Below are 22106 nucleotides of genomic sequence, written 5' to 3' on the forward strand. Positions count from 1 at the left end.
TTAAAAACGCATATCTAAATTATACGATTCGGTAAATATACAGAGAATGTAGTTCCCTCTCCAACAACACTTGAAACAGCAATTTTCCCCTCATGGCCTTGCACAATATTTTTTGCAATCGCAAGTCCGAGTCCTGTTCCACCTTTTTTCCCACGTGTTCTTGCTTTATCAGCTTTATAGAAACGATCAAATAAAAATGGAATATCTTCTTCGGGAATACCAGCGCCCGAATCTTGCACTTCAAAAATAAGTCCATTATTTTTCGTATCAATTACAAGCGTTACATGCCCGCCTGCATTCGTATGACGAATTGCGTTATCAATTAAATTCGTCAATACTTGTTCCATACGATCTGCATCAAACGGGTATTGCTCAATTGGATTTTGGAAATCAACCGTTAATTCGACTTCTTTATCCTTTGCAATCCCTTGGAATTTACGACCTATTTTTTCAACGAAAGGATGAATATCTACTTCACCGATATGTAACTCTACATTACCACTTTCCATACGCGCTAAATCTAACAATTCATTTACAAGTTTACCTAAACGAACGGATTCATCATAAATGATTTGAACAAACTCATTAATTTCTTCTTTCGTTTGCACAATATCATCTAAAATTGCTTCACTGTATCCTTGAAGCATTACCATCGGTGTACGAAGTTCATGTGATACGTTCGCAATAAAGTCTTGGCGCATCTTCTCAAGACGGCGTTCTTCCGTCATATCACGCAATACTGCTACAGCACCACGAATTTTTGTTTGATTGTAAAGCGGCGTCATAAGAACTACGTAGTTACCTTTTTGTAAATTAATTCCAACTACTTGTTGTTGTTCGCTTTCTACAACGAGATGGAATAGTTCAACAAGTTCAGAAGGTAGCTTTTTACTTAATTCTACTTCTTTTTCTTCTTGCCAAACTTGTAAGAAATGTTCAGCCGGCGGATTGATTACAACAACTTCGCCTTCCTGATTTAACGTAATAACCCCATCTGCCATACTACTTAAAATACTAGCTAACTGTTCTTTTTCTTGCTGCAGGGCATTCATATTAAACTTTAACTGTTTCCCCATTTGATTTAAGGCCGTTGCAAGCTCACCAATCTCGTCCTGAGAAACCATAGGTGCTTTCGCATCAAACTTCCCACGCGCAACCTCAAAAGCAACCTCACGCATTTTACGGAGTGGTGCTGTAATTCGAGTAGATAAGAAAAATGCAAAGAACGTTGTTAATATAATCGCAATCCCTGCTGATAAGAATATAAAATCAGTCGTTCTCTCCATACCTTGTATCGGTACTTGTAACGATTCGTATACGAACACTGCACTTTGATTTTTTGAATGCACTGGTTTTCCGACAATCATAATATCATTTTCAGTGTTTTTATTCTTTCTACTATTAGAGGCTTTTCTAATGTTATTCTTAATTTCTTTTTTGTCTGTAAAAACAGCCGATAATTCTTTATCTTCTTTCAAATCATCCATTGTAAGAGTGACTAACCCTTCTTGTTTAGGCGAAGAAGATATTTCTTTACCATCTTCTACAATAATGATTCTTGAAAGTTTATCAGAAAATTTGTACGCGATATTCTCAATCGTTTTTACATCGGCACCTTCTTCAAGTAACTCCGAAACACTTGTTGCAACTTTTTGAAGCCTATCTTGACTCATATCTACATAATATGTTCTAAAAAACTGCGAAAGTAAAATCGCAACAAATCCAAGCACAAACGAAACGAGAAGTAATATGGTCATCCATAACTTCCCTACTACACTTCTCCAAAGCATCAGTCGTTCACAACCTCAAACTTGTAACCTACGCCCCAAACGGTAACAATCATCTTCGCAGCATCTGGTGATTTTTTGCTTAACTTCTCACGTAAACGCTTTACATGCGTATCAACTGTACGTAAATCTCCGAAGAATTCATATTGCCATACTTCTTTTAACAATTGCTCACGATCAAACACTTTATCAGGCGCTTTCGCTAAGAATAATAGTAATTCGTACTCTTTCGGTGTTAGGTTCACCTCATTACCATCTGCTGTAACACGGTGTGCATCATTATCAATTGTTAAATGAGGGAACACAGTAACATCTTTTGTCGTTGTATCTTGTGTAAAGAATGTTGTTGGTACAGAACGGCGTAAGACCGCTTTCACACGAAGCACTACTTCACGTGGGCTAAATGGTTTCACAATATAATCATCTGTGCCTACCTCAAACCCTTGTACTCGGTTTACTTCTTCACCCTTTGCTGTCAACATAATAATTGGTGTCGCTTTCTTCTCACGAACCCCTTTACACACTTCAATACCATCTTTACCGGGCATCATAAGATCTAATAGGATTAAATCGTAATCATTTTGTAACGCCATTTCTAAAGCTGTATCACCATTGTCCGCTTCTTCAATTGTGTATTGTTCTCTTTCTAAATACATTTTCAACAAACGACGAATACGATCCTCATCATCTACAATTAAAATTCTTGATTCATTTTCCATTTCTACCCGTTGCGTACTTTACCACAACGGTTTACACCTACCCTTCTACACTAGTATGTTGCGCTATTCTCGTTTATTTAAGCAATCTTCTAAATGTTTCACTTCCCATATTATGCTTCACAAGAATAATAAAGTTTGTTCAATTTTTTTCCAAAACTATGTATTTTTTTTGAACAGTATATAATGTCCTCGACATCATTTTACAAAATCAACCGCTACTTTGTCATGTTTTTCTCAAAAAAGAAGAAAAGTTGACAAAAATAAAATAGGAAAGTGACATTCACTCTCCTATTTTATTTCTCTATGCGTATGAATGTAAACCCGCGATAATTAAGTTTACTACAATAAAGTTAAACATAATGATTGCAAAACCAATTACCGCTAACCACGCTGACTTCTCTCCGTGCCACCCTTTTGATAAGCGTAAATGTAATACCGCCGCATAAAAGAGCCAAGTAATAAGCGCCCAAACCTCTTTTGGATCCCAGCCCCAAAAACGCGTCCACGCTATTTGTGCCCAAATCATCGCAAAGACTAAAGCTCCTAATGTAAACACTGGGAATCCAATTGCAATAGATCGATATCCGATTTCATCTAGTAAATCACTATTTGTATTCTTTACTAACGGCTGAAGTGCTGCCGATACTCGTTTCCGTAAAACAAGTCTTAATACGATATATAGTAACGTTCCAACTAACACTGACCAAATTACAGTATTTAATTTTTTTGCATTTACAATCGCTGGAACTTCAACTGTCGGCTCTAATTTATTTTCTGTCAATAACTTTCCTTCGTGCGGTCCCACTAAAGCCGGAAGGTTGTACTTCATTTCCACTTGTTGTTCATTTTTATCAATCCATTGAAACTTCGCTTCATATTTCATACTAGAAAATACCGTTGTCACTCCAATAAAACCAACTGTACAAACAAGTGTGAACACGACCGTTTCTAGCCAAAATGTACGTTTGCTTCTCGTTGATTGATCTACATTTTTCAATAAATACATAACGCCCGTAATAAAACTAATTGCTAAAATTGCTTGTCCTGCTGCTGCAGTCGTCACGTGAATATGTAGCCAATTACTTTTTAAAGAAGGAATAAGCGGAGATATCTCCCTCGGAAACATACTTGCATAGGCAATTAATAAAAGCGCAACTGGTAATGCAAAGAGTCCAATTATACTTACGCGATACATAAAATACATGACAATAAATGCCCCGACAAGCATCATGCCGAAAAATGTACCGAATTCAAAAAAGTTACTAACTGGTGCATGTCCTGATGCAATCCATCTTGTAACAAAATATACTGTTTGTGCAATAAATCCTAAAATTGTAATCGTTATTCCTACATTTGCCCATTTATGACCCTTTTCTTTAATTGCTCCCCCGAAAAATAGAGTGGCAATTAAATATAAAATAAATGCGGTAAAGAGAAAGTTACTACTTATTTGCACCATATCGTTTCCCCACCTTAACTAATTTTTTTATCCACTATTTTATCGCTTGGTTGCGGAATTGCTGTACCTTCTAGTACTCTTTCAATATCTTTCTTTAAACCGAACCAATTTTTATTCGTATGTCCTGCAATCCACCATTCATCATTAACGCGTTGTATCCAAATACGGCGATGATTCCAATACATCCCTTGAATGACACCAACCATAAATATAAATCCTCCAATACCAAGAATCCAAAGCGTTAAATCTTTCCTTATAGTAAGTGCTGTTGCATTTTGCATTTCCACACCTGCAAATGACATTTTATATTTGTTATTCCCGTCTGGTTCTATATTTTGCTGAATACCAACAAAACTCACTTCACCGTCTGGTGTTTCAGGCGTAAACATTTTAAACACAAATGCAGGGTTGTTTGGCAATTTCGTTTTCGTATTTGGTCTTCCATTCTCGTCAAAATAAAAATCAGGGAAATAGCTTAATAGTTCTAAAGAATAACCATTTCCTAAATCGAATTTTTCTGTAGGATTCGTTAAATCAACTTTGATTGGTCCCCACTTTTGGTTATTTTCTTTATTTTGCAAATGGAATGACATACTTTTAAATTCACTTTCTTTGTAATCCACTTGATATACAGCAAATTGATCAAATTTCAGCGGTTCATTTACTCGAATTTCCGCTTCTTTTACTTTTTCTAATTTCGGCTTTTGTCCTGCTATATTTTCGCCGACCGCTTTATACAATACAGCATTGGTTTGGAAGTTTTTCGCAATCATTTTATCACCTACACGGTCAATTGCTTCATCAAAAACTTCCTTGTCCTTACTTTTATCATAAACTTCCTTTATAAATTTCTCGTTTTTTAAATAGTATTGACCATCCGTTCCTGGTATTTCTTTCGTTTCTCCATCACGTAACCAAAGTGCTTCGTCTACGTACATACTCGGTAAAAAACGGAGCATTGCACCGAATAAAAAGATAATGAGACCAATATGATTCACATATGGACCCCAGCGTGAAAACCGTCCCTTTTCAGCTAAAATGTTACCGTCTTCCACTTTCACATTATAGTTCGTTTTCTTTAAATTCATTTGGACTCTTTCCAAATCACCATCTTGCGGTGTACCAGTGCCGTATAACCTTTGTCTCTTTAAAAAGCTAGGGTGTCTTTTCACACCTTGCTTCTTTAAAGCTTTATAAAGCGGAATGACACGGTCTAAGCTACATATCACAAGTGAAATACCAATTGAAGCAATTAAAATCATATACCACCATGAACCATATAAATTATTAAATCCTAATTGATAGTATAATTGCCCTAAAAATCCGTATTCTTGCTTATAATATTCAGCGGGTGCAACCCCTGGAGTTATGTACATTTCTTGCGGAAAAATAGTTCCAATCGCCGATGCAGCTAAAGTAATTACAATGAGCCATACACCCACTTTTACAGAAGAGAAAAAGCTCCAAATTTTATCGACTATCGTTTTTGTTTGCGTGAGAGATCTTCGAGCACTCCCCTCATAGCGCATATCCAATAGTTTTATATTTTCATTGCTTTCAAACGGTTTCCCGCAAGCTTCACAAAAAACAGTTCCTATTGGATTCACATGTCCACATTCACACTTAATTTCTTTCAACACTCTCACCGCCTTGTATCTATGTGTACTATTGTATATTCTAACCTTAAGTTACCATAATACTCAGAATTTTTAAACCGAAGGTACTATAGGTAAGCACCTCCTATGTAAAGGCTTTCTTTATTAGGGAGTAATTTTCTTTAAATATCCTTCTAACTGTTCTTTCGTTTGTTCACCTATAATTTGTTCCACTACTATTCCATTTTTATCAATCAAGAAGCTTGTCGGTAATGGCCCTACCCCATATGTGCTTATGATTTTTGTTCCTTTATCAATGGCAACCGGGAATTTCAAATCATATTGTTTCACAAAGTTCTTAACAGCAATATCTGTTTCATCTGCATCTAACGCAATGATTTCTACGCCTTTTTCTTTATACTTTGGATATAATTCGTTCATATAAGGCATTTCTTTCTCACAAGGTTTACACCAAGTGCCCCAAAAGTTTAAAAATACACCTTTTCCCTTTAAATCTTTTAGTTCAATTTTCTTTCCTTCTAAATCTGTCACAACAAAGTTAGGTGCTTCTTTTCCAATTTGCATTTTCTCTTTATCAGCAAAGAATCCTTGATAAAGTGTAAATCCTACAGCACCGCTTAAAATGAGCAGAATAATAACGCGAAATAATAAGCGATTTTTTTTCATATTGTCTCCCCTCTCTTCGACGAGTGATAAATATATGTATTTTTAATAAATCACCAGCGGAGCATTCCACTGGTGAAAGTTTCACACTATCGATTAGCGCGGCTTTGTAGAAGCCAATGCACGTAATTGTTTCACCTCATGTGGTGACAATTCTCTCGCATCACCAGGTCGCAAGCTACCCACTTCTAAAAAGGCGTAGCGTTCACGCTTTAGTTTCACTACTTTACAATCTAACGCTTCAAACATGCGGCGTACTTGACGATTACGTCCTTCATGAATCGTTAATTGTACAATCGCCGTTTCTTTACGCTTGTCCCAAGAAATAATTTTCACTTGTGCTGGTGCTGTTTTCCCATCTTCTAATGCAACACCTCGTTCTAACATGCGAATTTTCTCACCTGTTAATGGCCCTTTAATTTTTGCAACATATGTTTTTTCAACTTTATATCTCGGATGCATTAATACATTTGCAAATTCCCCATCATTTGTCATCAATAATACGCCAGACGTATCATAATCTAAGCGTCCGATTGGGAATAAACGTTGTCTAATTTCAGGGAAAAAGTCTGTTACAACACTTCTTCCTTTATCATCTGATACACTTGAAATTACGCCAGTTGGTTTATATAGTAAAAAATAAACAGGTTCTTCTTTTTCAAGAGGGATGTTATTTACTTCTACTTTATCTTGAGGAGTTACTTTCGTTCCTAACTCCTTTACTATTTTTCCATTCACTTTTACTTTTCCTTGCTGAATTAATTCCTCAGCCTTTCTTCTCGATGCAATACCTGCTTGCGCAATCACTTTTTGTAATCGTTCCATTTCTTTTTTTCACCTCGAATTTATCTTACCTTACATTAGAAAGACTTGGCAACCGCATACACTTGACGGCTTTTCGCTTCATCTCACTTAAACAACATAGCGATGATAATAAACATATAAAGGTCAAATCATGTTTTTACCTTTTATTATTGTCCACCTTTTTCATATTTCTCACAATAAAAGTTCATCATTTTGTCAAAATTACCGCATAAAAAAACCACTATTAAGCAACAACTTAATAGTGGTCGTATACGTATTATAAGCAAAATAGCATAAAAAATGAATAGCATTACTGAAACAATAAAGAAACAAACACAATTGAACAAATAATTCCGATTAAATCGGCAAAAAGTCCTACTTTTAATGCATCTCCCATTTTTCTAATTCCAACGGCTCCGAAGTATACTGTTAAAATATAAAAAGTTGTATCTGTACTTCCTTGCATCGTAGAAGCTAGCCTTCCAATAAACGAGTCTGGCCCATATGTGGCAATTAAATCGGTCGTAATACTTAAACCAGCAGAGCCTGAGATAGGGCGTATAAGTGCTAGCGGAACAATTTCTGCTGGGACATGAATTAAATCTAACATCGGCTTCATTACTGATATCATTGCATCTAATGCACCTGAAGCTCGAAATATAGAAATAGATACGAGCATCCCAACCATAAACGGTAAAATGGAGATCGCAATTTGAATTCCTTCTTTTCCTCCCTCAACAAACGATTCATAGGTTGGCACTTTCTTGATCGTTCCATATAAAAGGATAAAACCAATTACACAAGGGATTACCCATAATGAAATTGTATTTACAATGCTCATTTTTTCCGCCCCTTCCTACTCCTTCTTCGGTAAAAATAGCGGTCAATCCAAATCGCTCCGATCATAGAGAGTACTTGTGCAATGAATGTTACCCCAACAATTTCAGTAGGATTTGCTGATTCATACGTCATTCGAATCGAAATCACGGTTGTAGGAATTAAAGTAATTGCTGATGTATTTAACGCGAGAAACGTCACCATAGAACGGCTTGCCGAATCCTTCCCTCCATTTAACTCTTTCAATTGTTCCATCGCTTTAATACCAAGAGGAGTCGCTGCATTACCTAATCCAAAAAAGTTCGCCATCATATTCGATAAAATAAATCCCATTGACGGATGATCTTTCGGTATTTCTGGAAACAACCTTTTTACTATTGGCATAAAAAATGACACTAACTTTTTTAACAACCCTGCTTCCTCTGCAATTTTCATTAAACCGAGCCAAAATACTAAAACACTAATGAGTCCTATACAAATTGTTACTGCATCTTTTGCCCCGTCAAATACAGCTTTATTTATTTCTTCCATCGTTCCGTTTATCATGGCATAAACAATCCCTATGACCGCCATCGCTACCCATACGAGATTAACCATCGCTCCCAACACCTATCATATGAGAAAAGATTTCTTTCACATTATTCCAATACATTCCCGTCGTAGCTACTAACTTTCGTTTACTATAAAATAAATTCCGTTCTCCAACTCTCTCATTGCCAACATAAATTTCTGTCTTCCCAACCTTTACCCCATCTTTAAGTTTTGCACTTTTATTGAGTTCAACTTTTAATACGACATCCTTTCTTTCCTGCTCAGTTAACGGCACCGCAAAACTATTTTTCGTATATACATGATTGGCATATTTCTTTTCAGTTATTTCAGCAAGAGCTCCTTGTCCTATAACGTTCGTTTGCTTGAAACGTTCAAAACCTTTATCAAATAAATTCATATGATCATCCCAATCACTAGAAGCGCTCAAAGTTACAACGATTAGATCTAGTCCATCTTTTGATGCTGTGGTAACAAGCGTCCGTCCTGCTTTCTTCGTAAAACCTGTTTTTCCTCCTGTTGCAAATTCATAATACGACGTCACGAGTTTATGTTTGTTTTTCCACGGATAATCCCACGAATCTGATTTATAAGTTTTTGTCCCAAAAATCTTCTTAAAGGTTTCGTTCCCCATTGCATACTTCGTTAAAAGTGCCATATCATAAGCAGACGAATAATGAGATCCATCTCCATCCAAGCCATGTGGGTTTGAAAAGTGCGTATCTTTCATTCCAATTTGTTTCGCCTTTTCATTCATTAAATATACGAACCCTTCTATACTCCCTCCTACATTTTCAGCAATTACTTGGGCTGCATCATTACCAGATCTAAGCATGAGTCCGTATACTAAATCCTCTAACTTCACTTTCTGTCCAGGCTTTAAATAAATTGCTGAACCTTCTACTCTTACTGCTTCATTACTAACCGATACCATTTCTTTCATTTTGCCTGATTCAGCAGCTAACAAGGCAGTCATAATTTTTGTTATACTAGCAATCTTTTGTGGCTCATGTTCTGCTTTTCCGTATAATACACGACCTGACTGTTGCTCCATTAATACAGCATTTCGAGCACTGACATTACTGTTCATCTTTGCATATGTAGGAATTGGCATAACACTTGCGTACATAATAAGAAGCGTGATTATTACACAAATTCGTCTCATATTTCCCCCCACGTCCTTTTGGCACTTTTTGTACAAGTGTATGCTTGGCCTTTTAAAATATGAACGAAATATCCCTCACATTCCAATAAAAAAGACGCAGAGAGCCTGCGTCTAATACGGTGTCCATTCAATTTGTTTCGCACTTTCAAATCTTTTTTCCACATCAGGCCAATTGACAACATTCCACCAGTTTTTAATATATTCATCTTTTCGATTTTGATATTGTAAATAATACGCATGTTCCCACACGTCTAGTACGAGGAGCGGTATCGTATCCCATTGTGTAAATAATTGATGAAGTGTACTCTGCAAAATTTCTAACCTTCCAGATCGTGGCACCCAAACGAGAATCGCCCATCCTGATCCTTCCACTTTAGAAGCTGCTTCTGTGAAATGTTTTTGAAAACGTAAAAAACTCCCAAAATCTTGTTCAATTTGTTGTGAAAGAGCCCCTCTTGGACTTCCGCCACCATCTTTTTTCATGTTATTCCAAAATATCGTGTGTAAGTAATGACCTGATCCATGAAACGCCGCTTCTCTTTCCCAATGCTTAATTAAATCAAATTGATTCGTTTTTCTCGCTTCTTCCATCATCTTTTCTGCTTTATTTAATCCTTCCACGTAACTACGATGATGTTTATCATGGTGTAACATCATAATTTCTCTAGAAATATACGGTTCTAACGCATTATACGGATAAGATAATGGTGGAAGTGTGTGTCCTCCAATTGGAACAGCTCGTTCACTATCCCCTCTTTCATATAGTTCATATTCCTCTTCTCCCTGCACGAACACTTCCTGCAAATGATGTTGAATATGCTCTACATCATCACTTATTTCATACATAAACTCTGCATCTGTATCATACTCATGCTCTTTCATACGGTCTAATAACGTTTGAATTTTATAAGCAAGCATATGGACATCATACACTTCCATTGCACGACTATCTAATACATGAAGAACACTTTCACACCAGCTTTCTACTTCATGAAAGTAATCTGTAAATACACCTTGCTGACTCATGTTACACCTCCTTAATGCTATCCCCTTAAATATATTCAAAGGAAATCCCTTATATAACTGTACAAAAGGAAAAGAAGCTAATTCCCCTTAGCTCCTTTTTCGCCATTAATATTTGTGTAACATCTTTGTTTGATAATCCGTCTCATAATATTCTAGTTCTTCACGCATCAATTGAAATTTACCTTCTAAACTCTTCATCACTTGCTCTATAGATGCAGGTGGCGTTTGTTGAAAAACGATGGAGTTTTTCCCTGTATAAGCAGATCGACTATTTTCGTACCAATGATCATTCTTTGGTGAAAAAAACTCAGCTATTACTTGATGATAAATTTTATATAGAATCTTTTCAGCTGCTGTTTTTCGAAATGGATGGCTATTTAACAAAACAAAACATGCATCATGTCCTTCTTCACAAAAAACGAGAAGACGTCTTATTGACGCTAATAACCCTTTATAATATTGTTCATTCCCTGCTGGTGTCTCTTCTAATAAAGAAGGCAACGTATGATAATTTACATAATTGGTTATCAAAGTAATAACATCTTCTAAAAACATAGAAACTTGTTCTGTTTGATTTTCAACCATTAGATTAGACATTTTTCCCTCTCCTTTGCCATTTCACGCTATTTCTACTCTTTTATTTTTATGTAATTCAGCCAATATTTCTTGTACTTTCACCACTGTTCCCGCATCAAAATATTGTTGGAATTCTTCTATATTATTTAAATACAAACGTTTTTGCATGCGAAGCTTATTCTCTTTCAGTAAACAACATATCGCTACAATATCCCGCAAATATATGTCTTGTTCTTCTACTTTACATACTGGATTTCCTTCAAAAGGAGTAATTTCTTGTAAAACTTCTTCAAAATACCGAACGTATAAAACGGAAAAGATTCTTTCTTTATCATTTAATATATATTTCACTTCAGATCTATTAAAAAAATCTTCTGATGTATTAGGTTTTGCTTTCTCTAGCTCATACCCCGCATAACCTATTATAATCATCTACTTCCCCTCTCTTCCTTCTTCCAATTCATTTTAACTTAATTTTCTGACAAACGAAATACTCTTTTAAATATAACCATCATAAAAAATAGCTTCCTTATACAGGAATTTACCTTTTTATTTTTCTTGAAGTTTGTCATAATAATATTATTGTCTCAGTTTTCTTATACAAGGAGAGTTGTATTTATGTCGTTTTCATGGAAACGTTTCTTACAAATCGGGAAAATTATCTTCCCATTTGTTGTATTAACAATTGTATTCTTTCAAGCAAAAAAAGAATTAGCAGGCATTTCTTTTTTAGAAGCAATCAATACAATTAAAAACATTCCAACCGGAGGAGTCTTTTTAGCAATTACACTTGGTGCATTTGCCGTATCAACAATGTTCTTTTATGACTATGTTATGCTTCGTTATTTAAAAGCTGATATACCCGTCCAAAAGATTTTCCGCATCTCATGGATTGCTAATACTTTAAATGGATTTATCGGATTTGGTGGTCTCGTTGGAGCTGGTGTACGCACAATGCTTTATCGTCCATACATAAAAGAAAATGGAAAACTTATTAAAAGTATCGCTTGGATGACAACCGCTTTTATTAACGGATTAGCTATTCTTTCATTCCTCGGACTTATCGGAATATTAGACACAAGTTTTATTTTGCATGAAAAACCGTGGCTATGGCCTGTTCTTATCTTTTTCGCTCTTTTCGTCCCTATATATATCGGCTTTTCTAAACTAAAAAATAGAAAAACAAAGCAAACCGAAGGACTAGAAGAAGGAGAAGAAGAGAAAAACCCAACTGTATTATACTCATTAGTTTCATTAGTCGAGTGGATATCTGCTGGTATTGTTATGTACGTCATATTAATATTATTTGGCATCGATATCGAATTTCAAAAGTTTTTAGGTGTGTATGTAATTGCTGCTTTAGCTGGTGTTGTTAGTCTTGTGCCTGGTGGACTTGGTTCATTTGATCTCGTCTTTTTAACTGGGCTCGGACAGTATGGCATTGATACAGGCGTATTACTACCTGCTATGTTACTATATCGCCTCGTCTATTACATTTTACCTTTCTGCCTTGGTCTTATTTTTGCAGCTTTTGAAATGACAGGCGTGGCCATTAAAAAGTTTGAAGATAAACCTTTTATTGCGCCTGCATTAGAAACGACTGGTGTTATATGGACTTTGCAGCGTGACTTTCTAGGAAAATTAGGTTCTTGGGCATCTGCTGCTTTAACAGTATTTGCTGGCTTAATGGTTATTTTATCGACCATTCTACCGACAAGTATAAACCGAGCACACGCCTTACATATTCTAGCTCCAAAACATCTTATTCAATTTTCTTTTAGCTTATCACTAACATTCGGTATTCTCCTCCTGATCCTTTCACGAGGCATATATTATGGAACAAAGCGTTCTTACTATATGACGATTATTTCTTTAATAGGAGCAGCCATCTTTAATACGCTAAAAGGGATTGATATTGAAGAGACGTTTATTTTATTAATCGTACTCGCTGTATTATATATGCTTCGTAAAAGATTTGTACGCGAGAAAATGGAAGTCTCCCTTTCTGATATGGTAAAAGTTTTTATATTCTTACTCATAACTTTATATTTATATAAAAACTTAGGTATTTTATTTGCAGGTGCAAAAGAAGCTTTTAAACCTGATTTTGTCGTTCGTAATATTACGCAAGTGAAACGAAGTGCATTAGCAGCTGCCTTTTTCGTTCCTACATTTTTACTGATTGGTTCACTCATTGCTAATCGTTATCGAAATGAATTTCCCGGGCAACCAGCTAATGATAAAAGATTGCAAAACTTTTTAGATGAACATGATGGAAATGTACTTAGTCATTTAGGATTTTTAGGAGATAAACAATTCTTCTTCAGTAGTGATGGGAAAGCGCTCCTTCTCTTCTCTATAACTGGAAAACGTCTCGTTGTACTAGGTGATCCAATTGGGGATCCTTCCTCCTATCGTACTGTGTTACAAGAATTTTTAGCTGAGGCTGATCGATTTGGCTACATTTGTGTATTCTACCAAATAGAAAGTAAATGGATGAGTTTATATCATGATTTTGGTTACAACTTCTTTAAGCTTGGCGAAGAAGCTGTCGTTGATTTGAATACATTTACAATAACGGGGAAAAAACGGGCCGGTATGCGAGCGACTTTCAACCGTTTTGAAAGAGAAGGCTATACATTCTCTATTCACCAGCCACCGTTCTCAAACGAGTTATTTGAAGAGTTAAGAAAAGTTTCAGATGCGTGGCTCGGCGGAAAAAAAGAGAAAGGTTTTTCACTCGGATACTTTGACCGTGAATATATTAGCCGCGCACCTATTGCTACATTATCTGATGCGGATGGAAAAATCATCGCATTTACAACTTTTATGCCCGTATATCAAGACGGATCGTTGTCTGTTGATTTAATGCGATATTATCCAGATGCACCTAGCGGCATTATGGATGCAATTTTCATCCACCTATTCCAGTGGGCAAAAGAAAATGAATACCATTCCTTTAATATTGGTATGGCACCACTTTCAAATGTAGGTTTATCGACACAGTCTTTCTGGTCTGAACGAGTTGCTGCTGCCATCTTTAATAATGTTCGTTATACGTATAGTTTCAGCGGGTTACGACATTTTAAAGAAAAATACAAACCAGCATGGAGCGGTAAATATTTAGCATTTAGAAAGAATCATTCTTTACCAATTACAATGCTCTCTGTAACAAAATTAATAGGAAAAAGAAAAAACGGCTAAACATTTAGCTGTTTTTTCTTTTTTGAACTTGTACAATAAATTCTTTTTCATATTTCTTACCATTTATATAGAAATCTCCCCATATTTTATACGTTCCTTCAGCAGGGAATGTAATGCGATATTGTAATTGCTCATCTGTATCAACAGGTATTGCGTATAAAAAATTTTCTCTCGTTTCGTCCACGATATAGAGCGCCTCCACTTCTCCTCTCTCTGAATGTAATTTCAATTTCTCACCCTTTTTCGCTTGGAATTGAAATGTTAACGTCGCTGGTTCATTCGGATGTAATGCACCAAATAAAAGAGAAACTTCATACTCCCCTATTTTTTTTGTAAGTACACTATCGATTGGAAATTTGACTTTCTTCTTATTTTTCTCCTCTACTTCTCTCCCAAAATCTTTCTTCGAAAATGATTTCACCGACTTGTTTTTGTCTTCATATAAAAACATTGTATATCTTTCATCTTTCGCTATTTTGGAAGATACTTTATATGATCCATTCCCTGCAAATGTAGGTTTCATTTGTTGTACATGCTTTAATTGTCCGTCCACAATAACTGCCCGAATTTGATCATTTACACCACGAACTTCGTTATTTTTATTATTTAGTAATTGAAACGAAATATCTACTTTCTCATTTCCTTTTCCATTTGACACATCCCATTTTACTTCCTGAACATCACCTACAGTCTCTGTAGTTTCTTGATACTTTTTTATGTAAAATCCACCTACTACAATAAATAACAAAGCAACAAGTCCAATGACGAGATTTTTCAAAACATCACCTACCATTTTTATTGTCTCTGTTCATACAAAACTTCTTACATATATATTCTAGATTGTGATTTATGAAATCCTCCTGTTTTGCACATATTACAAATAGTCAACTACCCCCACTGAGATAAAACATTTCAGTGGGGGCTTGAGTTAGAACACTAGGTCTTTTCATCTATCGCTAGACAGTTGACGCTCTAGCATCCATGCTACCTTATGGTAACACCCCAAGTATGTTTTTGGTTGGTACTGGCAACGAACTATCGTTTTCCCACTTGCACCACCCTTTCGAAAAAGAGCAGTTCTTCCTTATGAAAGAAGCCACCACTCAGATGAATCTGGCGTGTACTACAAGCCCCGACAAGTCGGGTACACATGGATGGTTGACACACCCACTAAGCTATGCGCGAAGCAACAGCCTTACGTTTTTGCACTTCTAATAGAATCGGCGTTTTTACTTTGAGATTGCCATCCAATTCTACAACTTGTGATTTTTGCAATGTATTCAGCGCACCATTAATATCCGCATGAATACATGTTCCTGCTTTACTTTGATACAGACCACGAGTGATTCGTTTGCCGCTAAAATAATATTGGGCTCTATTATCCTTAGACCAAACTGGAACCGGATCTTTGTCTAGGAAACTGGCTTTTGAAGTATAGCTTTCTTCTTGTTTGAAAAATCGGATACCTTCTTTTATACATTTATTCTCAATTGCTGCAATCAGTTTATGGAACGGGATTTGAACAAACTTTTGATTATTCTTTTTCCCCATATGAGAGTTTTGTTTCCAACCAACGTTATACCCTACAACAATCGTATCTATATCGAATTCTTTCACTTTTTTGAACAATAGGCCTACCGTTTGTGCAATGTAACCGTTTATTTGTCTTTCTCGTTTATGCCAAAGTGCGGCCATTCTATTCGTTACAATACGTTTTGAAATTCCATTGTCCATATTTTTCTGTTGGAGGTTACATATCATTTTGTTGAAGTATTGATTTATGGATTTTAGTTTTTTTCCATCAATTAAGAAGGCATCACCTGTATTGGTTACGCAACTTACTAATCTATCTACACCTAAATCGCAACTCAAAGCGTTACTCGTAGTCGTGGATTGTTGCTTCATTTGAGAAACGTGCATTTCATATGTATAATGCACCTCAAAGAACCGACCTTTTTGCTTCGGTACAATCTCAATGTAGGAGATTTTTTTATTTCTTACGTTTTTCGGCATACGTATTTTAATGGAACCGAATTTTTTTCTAAATGCGACATTCATCGGTATCGTCCAATACCCGTTCTCGTCCACTTTTGGAACTTGATAGATTTCAATGATTCGTTTGTCAGTGGAACGAGAATAATTCGGAAACTTAGGACGCCCTGTGAACTTCTCAGGATTTTTCTTCCACTGTTCCATTGCTTTAAAAAAGCTCTTCACTTCTGCATATAAGGCTCTACGAATCGCTTGAACAGAGTTGGATTGCATGCCCCAGTAATTCATATCGGTTTGCATGGCAGTGTCCACTTCTTTTACAGTAGCTATTTTATTATGGTTCAAGTAACTTTGTTTAATGGTATACAACCCAACATTTCGCAACGCTTTTGAACTATGTGACATGCGCTGAAGTAAACGAAATTCTTGTGCAGTCAGGCAAGCTCGTCCGATATTTTGCTTCTGCGTGAAACGTCGCAGCGTTTCTCTTTTCTTTTGTTTCCGTAATACTTTCACTGCTTTCTTTTTAGCCATTGTTTTCACCACCTTTCTTAAAGAATTAACTTATTCATTCCTTTTGGTGCAAGTAACAAAACGATTATAATTATCCAATTTCGTTATCTTAAGATATATTCCCTCCTTATTTCCGACATATTGTAAGACAAAAAGAAACAAACATTCCCCCTGGGAAAATTGTTATAAGCGAAACAAAAAAGTTCAGCCTTATTGACTGACGGCAATTCATCTCCACCTGAATTGTTGGGTTTCACCCGTAACACAAATCAGATGGAGTCTTCTTGCCGAAAAGGATAAAAAGATTTTAATTAAAAGGATTCGTAGTGTATAATGCAAATGATATTGATTTCTATCAATACATTATAAGGAGGACTTTTCATGAGTGTACATATTGAAGCAAAACAAGGCGAAATTGCTGAATCTATCCTATTACCTGGTGATCCATTACGTGCAAAATATATTGCGGAAACATTTCTAGAGGACGTTACGTGCTATAATAACGTGCGTGGTATGTTAGGTTTCACTGGAACTTATAAAGGAAAACGTGTATCTGTTCAAGGTACAGGTATGGGTGTTCCTTCTATTTCTATTTATGTAAACGAATTAATCCAAAGCTACGGAGTTAAAAATTTAATTCGCGTTGGAACTTGCGGTGCGATTCAAAAAGACGTAAAAGTACGTGACGTTATTATTGCAATGACAGCTTGTACAGATTCTAATATGAACCGTTTAACATTCCCAGGTTTCGATTTTGCACCAGCTGCAAACTTTGACCTTTTAAAGAAAGCTTACGATGCTGGAACTGAAAAAGGCTTACACGTTCGTGTTGGTAATGTTTTAACAGCAGATGTATTTTACCGCGAAAGCATGGACATGGTTAAAAAACTTGGAGAGTACGGTGTACTAGCAGTAGAAATGGAAACAACTGCTCTTTACACATTAGCAGCGAAATACGGTGTAAATGCGTTATCTGTATTAACAGTAAGCGATCACATCTTCACTGGTGAAGAAACAACATCTGAAGAGCGTCAAACTACATTTAACGAAATGATTGAAATCGCTTTAGATGCAGCAATTCAACAATAATACATTAAAGAACTCGTCATACGTCTGTCGAGTTCTTTTTATGTGACTTTTTATTAAAAACTACTTTCAGAAGAGACAGATTTTCCCCTCTACTTTTTTGTATCGTTTGTTATAATAAAGAAATCATTTACAGTATTTCTCACAAGAGGTGACGCAGTGAAAAACAGAAGTATCGTCTTTAAACTATTTTTATTAACATCGACATTATTTACAATCATATTCCTCCTTTTTTTCTTAGGACAATCTCTATTTTTAGAGAAATTTTATATTAATAAAAAAGTAAAAACAGTTCAAACTGCTTTTGAAAAATTCGTAGCTAATTATGAAAAAAGCGAAAAAGATCCTGAGGAAGTTAGAAAACTAAAACAAGAATTTCATGATAAAACAAATGCTGACATGCAATTTTTAAATACGAATGGCATTATTAAAAGCGACAACAATTACTACATTGATGTATTTAATCCTAAAAATCATGAAACATATTCCATTCCGCTTAATAATCTTTTAACACCCGAAGAATATAAGAAATTCGAAAACTTAGGATTGAAAAAAGACGATGTGATAAACGTCGTCGGTTTGCTACAAAACAAAACAATAACACCAATAAAATTGACAACAAATTATAATCGTTGGCAAAACGAATATACCAATTCAGATTTTTCATCTATTAATGGTAACCCTTCTAAAAATAGACTTACAAACCGATACAAAACTGTTACTCAAATTGAGTTTACTGGTACTATATCTAAGCTACAGCTTCCATCGAAAGCCGAGGTTCGTCTTGCAAATGATATTGAAACATTACAAGCCGTTCAATATTTTGCAGAGCTTATTAGAAATGGCACTGCTAACTCGCAGCAATTAAACACTTATATAATAGATAGCGGGGAGAATATAAAGAATAGTATCTTTGTAAAACCTATTATAAAAAATGGAGAGATTACAGAATATGCTTTTGCGATAGCATCCTTGCAACCTGTTAATGAAGCGATGCTCGTTTTGAAAGATTATTATGTTTATGCCTTAATCATCGTATTTCTCGTAATTATTTTGTTATCCTTCTACTACTCAAAAATCATTGTGAAACCATTAATTAAAATTAATCGCGTTACAAAGAAAATGGCCAATTTTGATTTTAGCGAGAAATTACCTGTAACAGCAGACGATGAAATTGGCGGACTTTCCGGTAGTATCAATACGTTATCTGTAAACTTAAAAGACCGAATCGATCGGTTAAATGTTGCAAACACAAAACTACAACAAGATATTGAACGTGAACGTCAATTAGAGAAAACGCGAAAAGAATTCATTTCTGGTGTATCACACGAATTAAAAACACCACTCAGTGTAATTAGAAGTTTCGCAGAAGGAATTAAAGATGGTGTTAGTAAAGATACGACGTATTACACAGATGTTATTTTAGAAGAAACAGAAAATATGAACAGACTTATTGTTGAAATGTTAGAATTAGCAAAATTAGAATCAGGTACGTACAAACTAGATATGACGACATTCTCCATCGGTGAATTAATTCAACAAGTCTATACAAAGTTATTATTTAGCATGGAAGAAAAGCATTTACAAGTGAACATAGATGTAGACTCGTCTATATTTGTAAAAGCGAATCGTAGTCGTATTGAGCAAGTGGTTGTGAACTTACTTAGCAATGCCATTCGCTATACGCCAGAAGGAGAAAAAATACAAGTTTCCGTTATAACAATGGAAGATACAGTAAAAATACAAATCGAAAACACAGGAAACCCTATCCCAGAAGAAAGTCTTGAAAAAATTTGGGATCGTTTCTACCGTTTAGATGCATCCCGTAGCCGTCATACTGGTGGTACTGGTCTCGGATTATCAATTGTAAAAAACATTTTAGACCTTCACCATGCGGAGTACGGTGTATATAACACAACTAATAGTGTTGTATTCTACTTTAATTTACAAAAAGTAAAAGAAGTCAAATAATTTGTCTTAATTTCACTAGGAGTTCACATGAAATTCACACTCTCCCTTTATAGTAAGAAACAAGTTAATCCTTTCCTTTACACATATAAAAGAGGAGAGTGCGTGAAATGAAACAAGCAGGACAACCTATTCAAAATGAAAAACAATTAGAAACTATCAAAAATATACTTTTACAATCTTCGAAACGTGATGGCTTATTATTCGTATTAGCTGTAAATTCTGGCTTAAAAGTAAGTGAAATCTTACAATTAAAAGTTAGTGATGTAATCGATGAAAATGAAAATGTTCGCCATTCCATTTTATTTTACAATGAAAAAGTAAAGAAACATAAATGGTTTGCTGTTAATGAAGACTTACAGCACGCAATCGAAGACTACATGAAAGAACGTAAAACTTGGAAACGTAATGAACCATTATTAAAGTCTCAAAAAGGAACAAAATCTATTACGAGACAACATGCATGGTACATTTTAAACAAAGCTGCAAAAGAAGTTGGATTAGAAGGGATTAGCTCACATACACTTCGAAAAACTTGGGGATATTGTGCATACAAATCAGGTGTTGACATCGCATTTTTACAACACTTCTTTGATCATAGTACTCCATCAAAAACTTTAAAGTATATCGGTATTGCTTAATAACTCTTATACATAAAAAAGGTTACCATTTTATAAATGGTAACCTTTTTTATGTTTCACATTCTCTTCCCTTGTCTCTCCTATATTGTAGTGGTACTCTAATAGTAAGGGGGAGAAATTATGAACACATTAACAATTGAATTACCGAAAGAAACGGCTGAAAAACTTGATTTATTAAAACAAGCTTATGAAAAGAAAACAGGTGCTTCTATTTCTGAGAGTACTCTAGTTCAAACACTTATCTCAAAAGAGTTTATCCAAGCGATAACTCCTTTTGATTTACAACAATTCGTCACTGGAAAAGAACAGCATTAATTGCTGTTCTTTTTTTGTACTTTATCAAAAGATCTCTGATAAAAACTTCCTCGCTTCATCCAAACCTTTTATTTCGAATCTCCCTACCGTTAATGTCTCATAAAAAGTTTTTTATTTATTTTCCGAAAAACCATTGACAATGATAATGATAACCATTATCATTTATTACGAAGCCAACAATTGATGAATCAACCAAACGCTCAGTAACATTGTTACCCCTCTTTTTCATATAGAAAGGCACTGTACATTCCCCCTGTTTGTACAGTGCCTTTCTTATTTATTATCATTCAAACAAATTTAATTGCTCAGGCTTCGGCTCACCATATGTAATGTTCATCATTTTCATAAGCTGTTTCGCATTATCCGCTGCATCTCCGCCTGAATTGTTGTTAAATAGTACATATATGTTCTTTGTCTTCTTTTTTAATTGCTCTAATCTTTCTACCCATTCTTCTAATTCTTTATTGTTGTAGCGATATAAGCAACGAACCGCTCTCCAATTTTCTCCTTTATCAAGCCAACCATGAACATTTCGGCCATGAAAACGTATTAACACCATATCTGCATTCGTTACTTCTAATACGAGCGGTACTGAACCTATTCCGGCCTGCGGCTCATCACAAATGGTATGAATCCATTTCTCTTGTTCCAAAAACTGTAGCGTCTTATCTCTCATTTCCGGATAAAACCATGTTTGGTTCCGAAATTCTATGGCACATGGCAAACCTTCCATTTTTTCTTTCGTATATCGAAGAAAATCTACATTTTTCTTTTTACAATCAAACCATGGTGGATATTGAAATAAAATCGTTTTTAATTTACTAGCTTCTATTAAAGGAAGAATGGATTGTTTATACACATCAAACATTTCATCAAACGTAGAAAAAGGAATTTCACCTTTCATATGTCCCGTCATCCCTTGATACGCTTTTACAACAAAAGAAAAATCATTCGGTGTCTCCATTGCCCATTTTGTATAATTTCGTGCAGGTTGCATCGCATAAAATGAACTATCCACTTCTACAATAGGAAAATGCTCACTATATGTTCGTAATTTATTTCTATTTTCATAGGGATCTATATATAAAGAATCATGATCTCCCCATCCTGTTACTCCAATGAAAAGCAAATATATCCCTCCCTTTTTCACTTCATCTTCTATTCATTCTACTCACTTCCTGAACAC

The 22106-nt window shown here is 35.3% G+C and carries 20 protein-coding genes; 5 read left to right on the forward strand and 15 right to left on the reverse strand.

The window, feature by feature from the left end; genetic code table 11:
• Window positions 1-14: 14 nt before the first annotated feature.
• The 12 genes from resE to ACTFOB_RS14065 form a co-directional block, all read right to left on the reverse strand.
• Window positions 15-1790 (reverse strand): sensor histidine kinase ResE, encoded by a 1776-nt coding sequence (gene resE / locus ACTFOB_RS14010; RefSeq protein ID WP_440025201.1) that lies wholly within the window; start codon window positions 1788-1790, stop codon window positions 15-17.
• Window positions 1790-2506 (reverse strand): DNA-binding response regulator ResD, encoded by a 717-nt coding sequence (resD, locus tag ACTFOB_RS14015; RefSeq protein WP_000426862.1) that lies wholly within the window; start codon window positions 2504-2506, stop codon window positions 1790-1792. The genes resE and resD overlap by 1 nt, the downstream gene beginning before the upstream one ends.
• 301 nt (window positions 2507-2807) lie before the next feature.
• Window positions 2808-3965 (reverse strand): cytochrome c biogenesis protein ResC, encoded by a 1158-nt coding sequence (gene resC / locus ACTFOB_RS14020; RefSeq protein WP_151631094.1) that lies wholly within the window; start codon window positions 3963-3965, stop codon window positions 2808-2810.
• 14 nt (window positions 3966-3979) lie between these two features.
• A complete protein-coding gene (resB, locus tag ACTFOB_RS14025) occupies window positions 3980-5605 on the reverse strand; it encodes a cytochrome c biogenesis protein ResB (protein ID WP_440025202.1) in 1626 nt (541 codons plus the stop codon).
• Between the two features lie 120 nt (window positions 5606-5725).
• On the reverse strand, window positions 5726-6247 hold the full coding sequence (resA, locus tag ACTFOB_RS14030; RefSeq protein WP_151631096.1) for a thiol-disulfide oxidoreductase ResA: 522 nt from the start codon (window positions 6245-6247) through the stop codon (window positions 5726-5728).
• 93 nt (window positions 6248-6340) lie between these two features.
• Window positions 6341-7069, reverse strand: a complete 729-nt coding sequence (gene rluB / locus ACTFOB_RS14035; RefSeq protein WP_000440552.1) for a 23S rRNA pseudouridine(2605) synthase RluB — start codon at window positions 7067-7069, stop codon at window positions 6341-6343.
• Between the two features lie 289 nt (window positions 7070-7358).
• Complete coding sequence (spmB, locus tag ACTFOB_RS14040; protein WP_000029510.1) at window positions 7359-7889, reverse strand: spore maturation protein SpmB; 531 nt, start codon at window positions 7887-7889, stop codon at window positions 7359-7361.
• Complete coding sequence (gene spmA, locus ACTFOB_RS14045) at window positions 7886-8482, reverse strand: spore maturation protein SpmA (RefSeq protein ID WP_151631097.1); 597 nt, start codon at window positions 8480-8482, stop codon at window positions 7886-7888. The genes spmB and spmA overlap by 4 nt, the downstream gene beginning before the upstream one ends.
• The gene (gene dacB, locus ACTFOB_RS14050) at window positions 8475-9599 is read right to left on the reverse strand and encodes a D-alanyl-D-alanine carboxypeptidase DacB (RefSeq protein WP_440025204.1); all 1125 of its coding nucleotides are present in this window, start codon (window positions 9597-9599) and stop codon (window positions 8475-8477) included. Before dacB ends, spmA begins: the two co-directional genes overlap by 8 nt.
• 111 nt (window positions 9600-9710) lie before the next feature.
• Window positions 9711-10625 (reverse strand): superoxide dismutase, encoded by a 915-nt coding sequence (locus ACTFOB_RS14055; RefSeq protein ID WP_151631099.1) that lies wholly within the window; start codon window positions 10623-10625, stop codon window positions 9711-9713.
• A gap of 105 nt (window positions 10626-10730) precedes the next feature.
• Window positions 10731-11222 carry a YpuI family protein gene (locus ACTFOB_RS14060; RefSeq protein WP_440025206.1) on the reverse strand — a complete coding sequence of 164 codons (492 nt, stop codon included), beginning with the start codon at window positions 11220-11222 and terminating at the stop codon, window positions 10731-10733.
• A gap of 21 nt (window positions 11223-11243) precedes the next feature.
• Window positions 11244-11633, reverse strand: coding sequence for a hypothetical protein (locus ACTFOB_RS14065; protein WP_440025207.1), 390 nt, complete (start codon window positions 11631-11633; stop codon window positions 11244-11246).
• A gap of 186 nt (window positions 11634-11819) precedes the next feature.
• On the opposite strand from ACTFOB_RS14065, the gene mprF reads away from it, so the two are divergent.
• Window positions 11820-14405, forward strand: a complete 2586-nt coding sequence (gene mprF / locus ACTFOB_RS14070; RefSeq protein ID WP_440025208.1) for a bifunctional lysylphosphatidylglycerol flippase/synthetase MprF — start codon at window positions 11820-11822, stop codon at window positions 14403-14405.
• Between the two features lie 4 nt (window positions 14406-14409).
• Here mprF and ACTFOB_RS14075 read toward each other — a convergent pair whose 3' ends face one another.
• Both ACTFOB_RS14075 and ACTFOB_RS14080 read right to left on the reverse strand, forming a co-directional pair.
• Window positions 14410-15198, reverse strand: a complete 789-nt coding sequence (locus ACTFOB_RS14075; RefSeq protein WP_440025210.1) for a hypothetical protein — start codon at window positions 15196-15198, stop codon at window positions 14410-14412.
• A gap of 377 nt (window positions 15199-15575) precedes the next feature.
• Entirely contained in the window at window positions 15576-16931 is a 1356-nt protein-coding gene (locus ACTFOB_RS14080) for an RNA-guided endonuclease TnpB family protein (protein WP_440025212.1), read from the reverse strand.
• A 360-nt stretch (window positions 16932-17291) separates the two neighbouring features.
• Between ACTFOB_RS14080 and deoD the strand changes: the two genes are divergently transcribed.
• The 4 genes from deoD to ACTFOB_RS14100 all read left to right on the forward strand — a co-directional run bounded on the left by deoD (window position 17292) and on the right by ACTFOB_RS14100 (window position 20920).
• Window positions 17292-17999 carry a purine-nucleoside phosphorylase gene (deoD, locus tag ACTFOB_RS14085; protein ID WP_000110708.1) on the forward strand — a complete coding sequence of 236 codons (708 nt, stop codon included), beginning with the start codon at window positions 17292-17294 and terminating at the stop codon, window positions 17997-17999.
• A 156-nt stretch (window positions 18000-18155) separates the two neighbouring features.
• Window positions 18156-19967 (forward strand): ATP-binding protein, encoded by a 1812-nt coding sequence (locus tag ACTFOB_RS14090; protein ID WP_440025213.1) that lies wholly within the window; start codon window positions 18156-18158, stop codon window positions 19965-19967.
• 107 nt (window positions 19968-20074) lie between these two features.
• Window positions 20075-20605: a tyrosine-type recombinase/integrase gene (locus ACTFOB_RS14095; RefSeq protein WP_000806236.1), complete on the forward strand. Its 531-nt coding sequence runs from the start codon at window positions 20075-20077 to the stop codon at window positions 20603-20605.
• A 120-nt stretch (window positions 20606-20725) separates the two neighbouring features.
• Window positions 20726-20920, forward strand: coding sequence for a DUF3924 domain-containing protein (locus tag ACTFOB_RS14100; RefSeq protein WP_001094861.1), 195 nt, complete (start codon window positions 20726-20728; stop codon window positions 20918-20920).
• 283 nt (window positions 20921-21203) lie between these two features.
• Here the strand turns inward: ACTFOB_RS14100 and ACTFOB_RS14105 are convergent, their stop codons facing one another.
• Window positions 21204-22049, reverse strand: a complete 846-nt coding sequence (locus tag ACTFOB_RS14105; RefSeq protein WP_440025215.1) for a DUF72 domain-containing protein — start codon at window positions 22047-22049, stop codon at window positions 21204-21206.
• Window positions 22050-22106: the final 57 nt, after the last annotated feature.

This window comes from Bacillus cereus group sp. MYBK79-1 (assembly GCF_051915365.1).
GTDB lineage: Bacteria > Bacillota > Bacilli > Bacillales > Bacillaceae_G > Bacillus_A.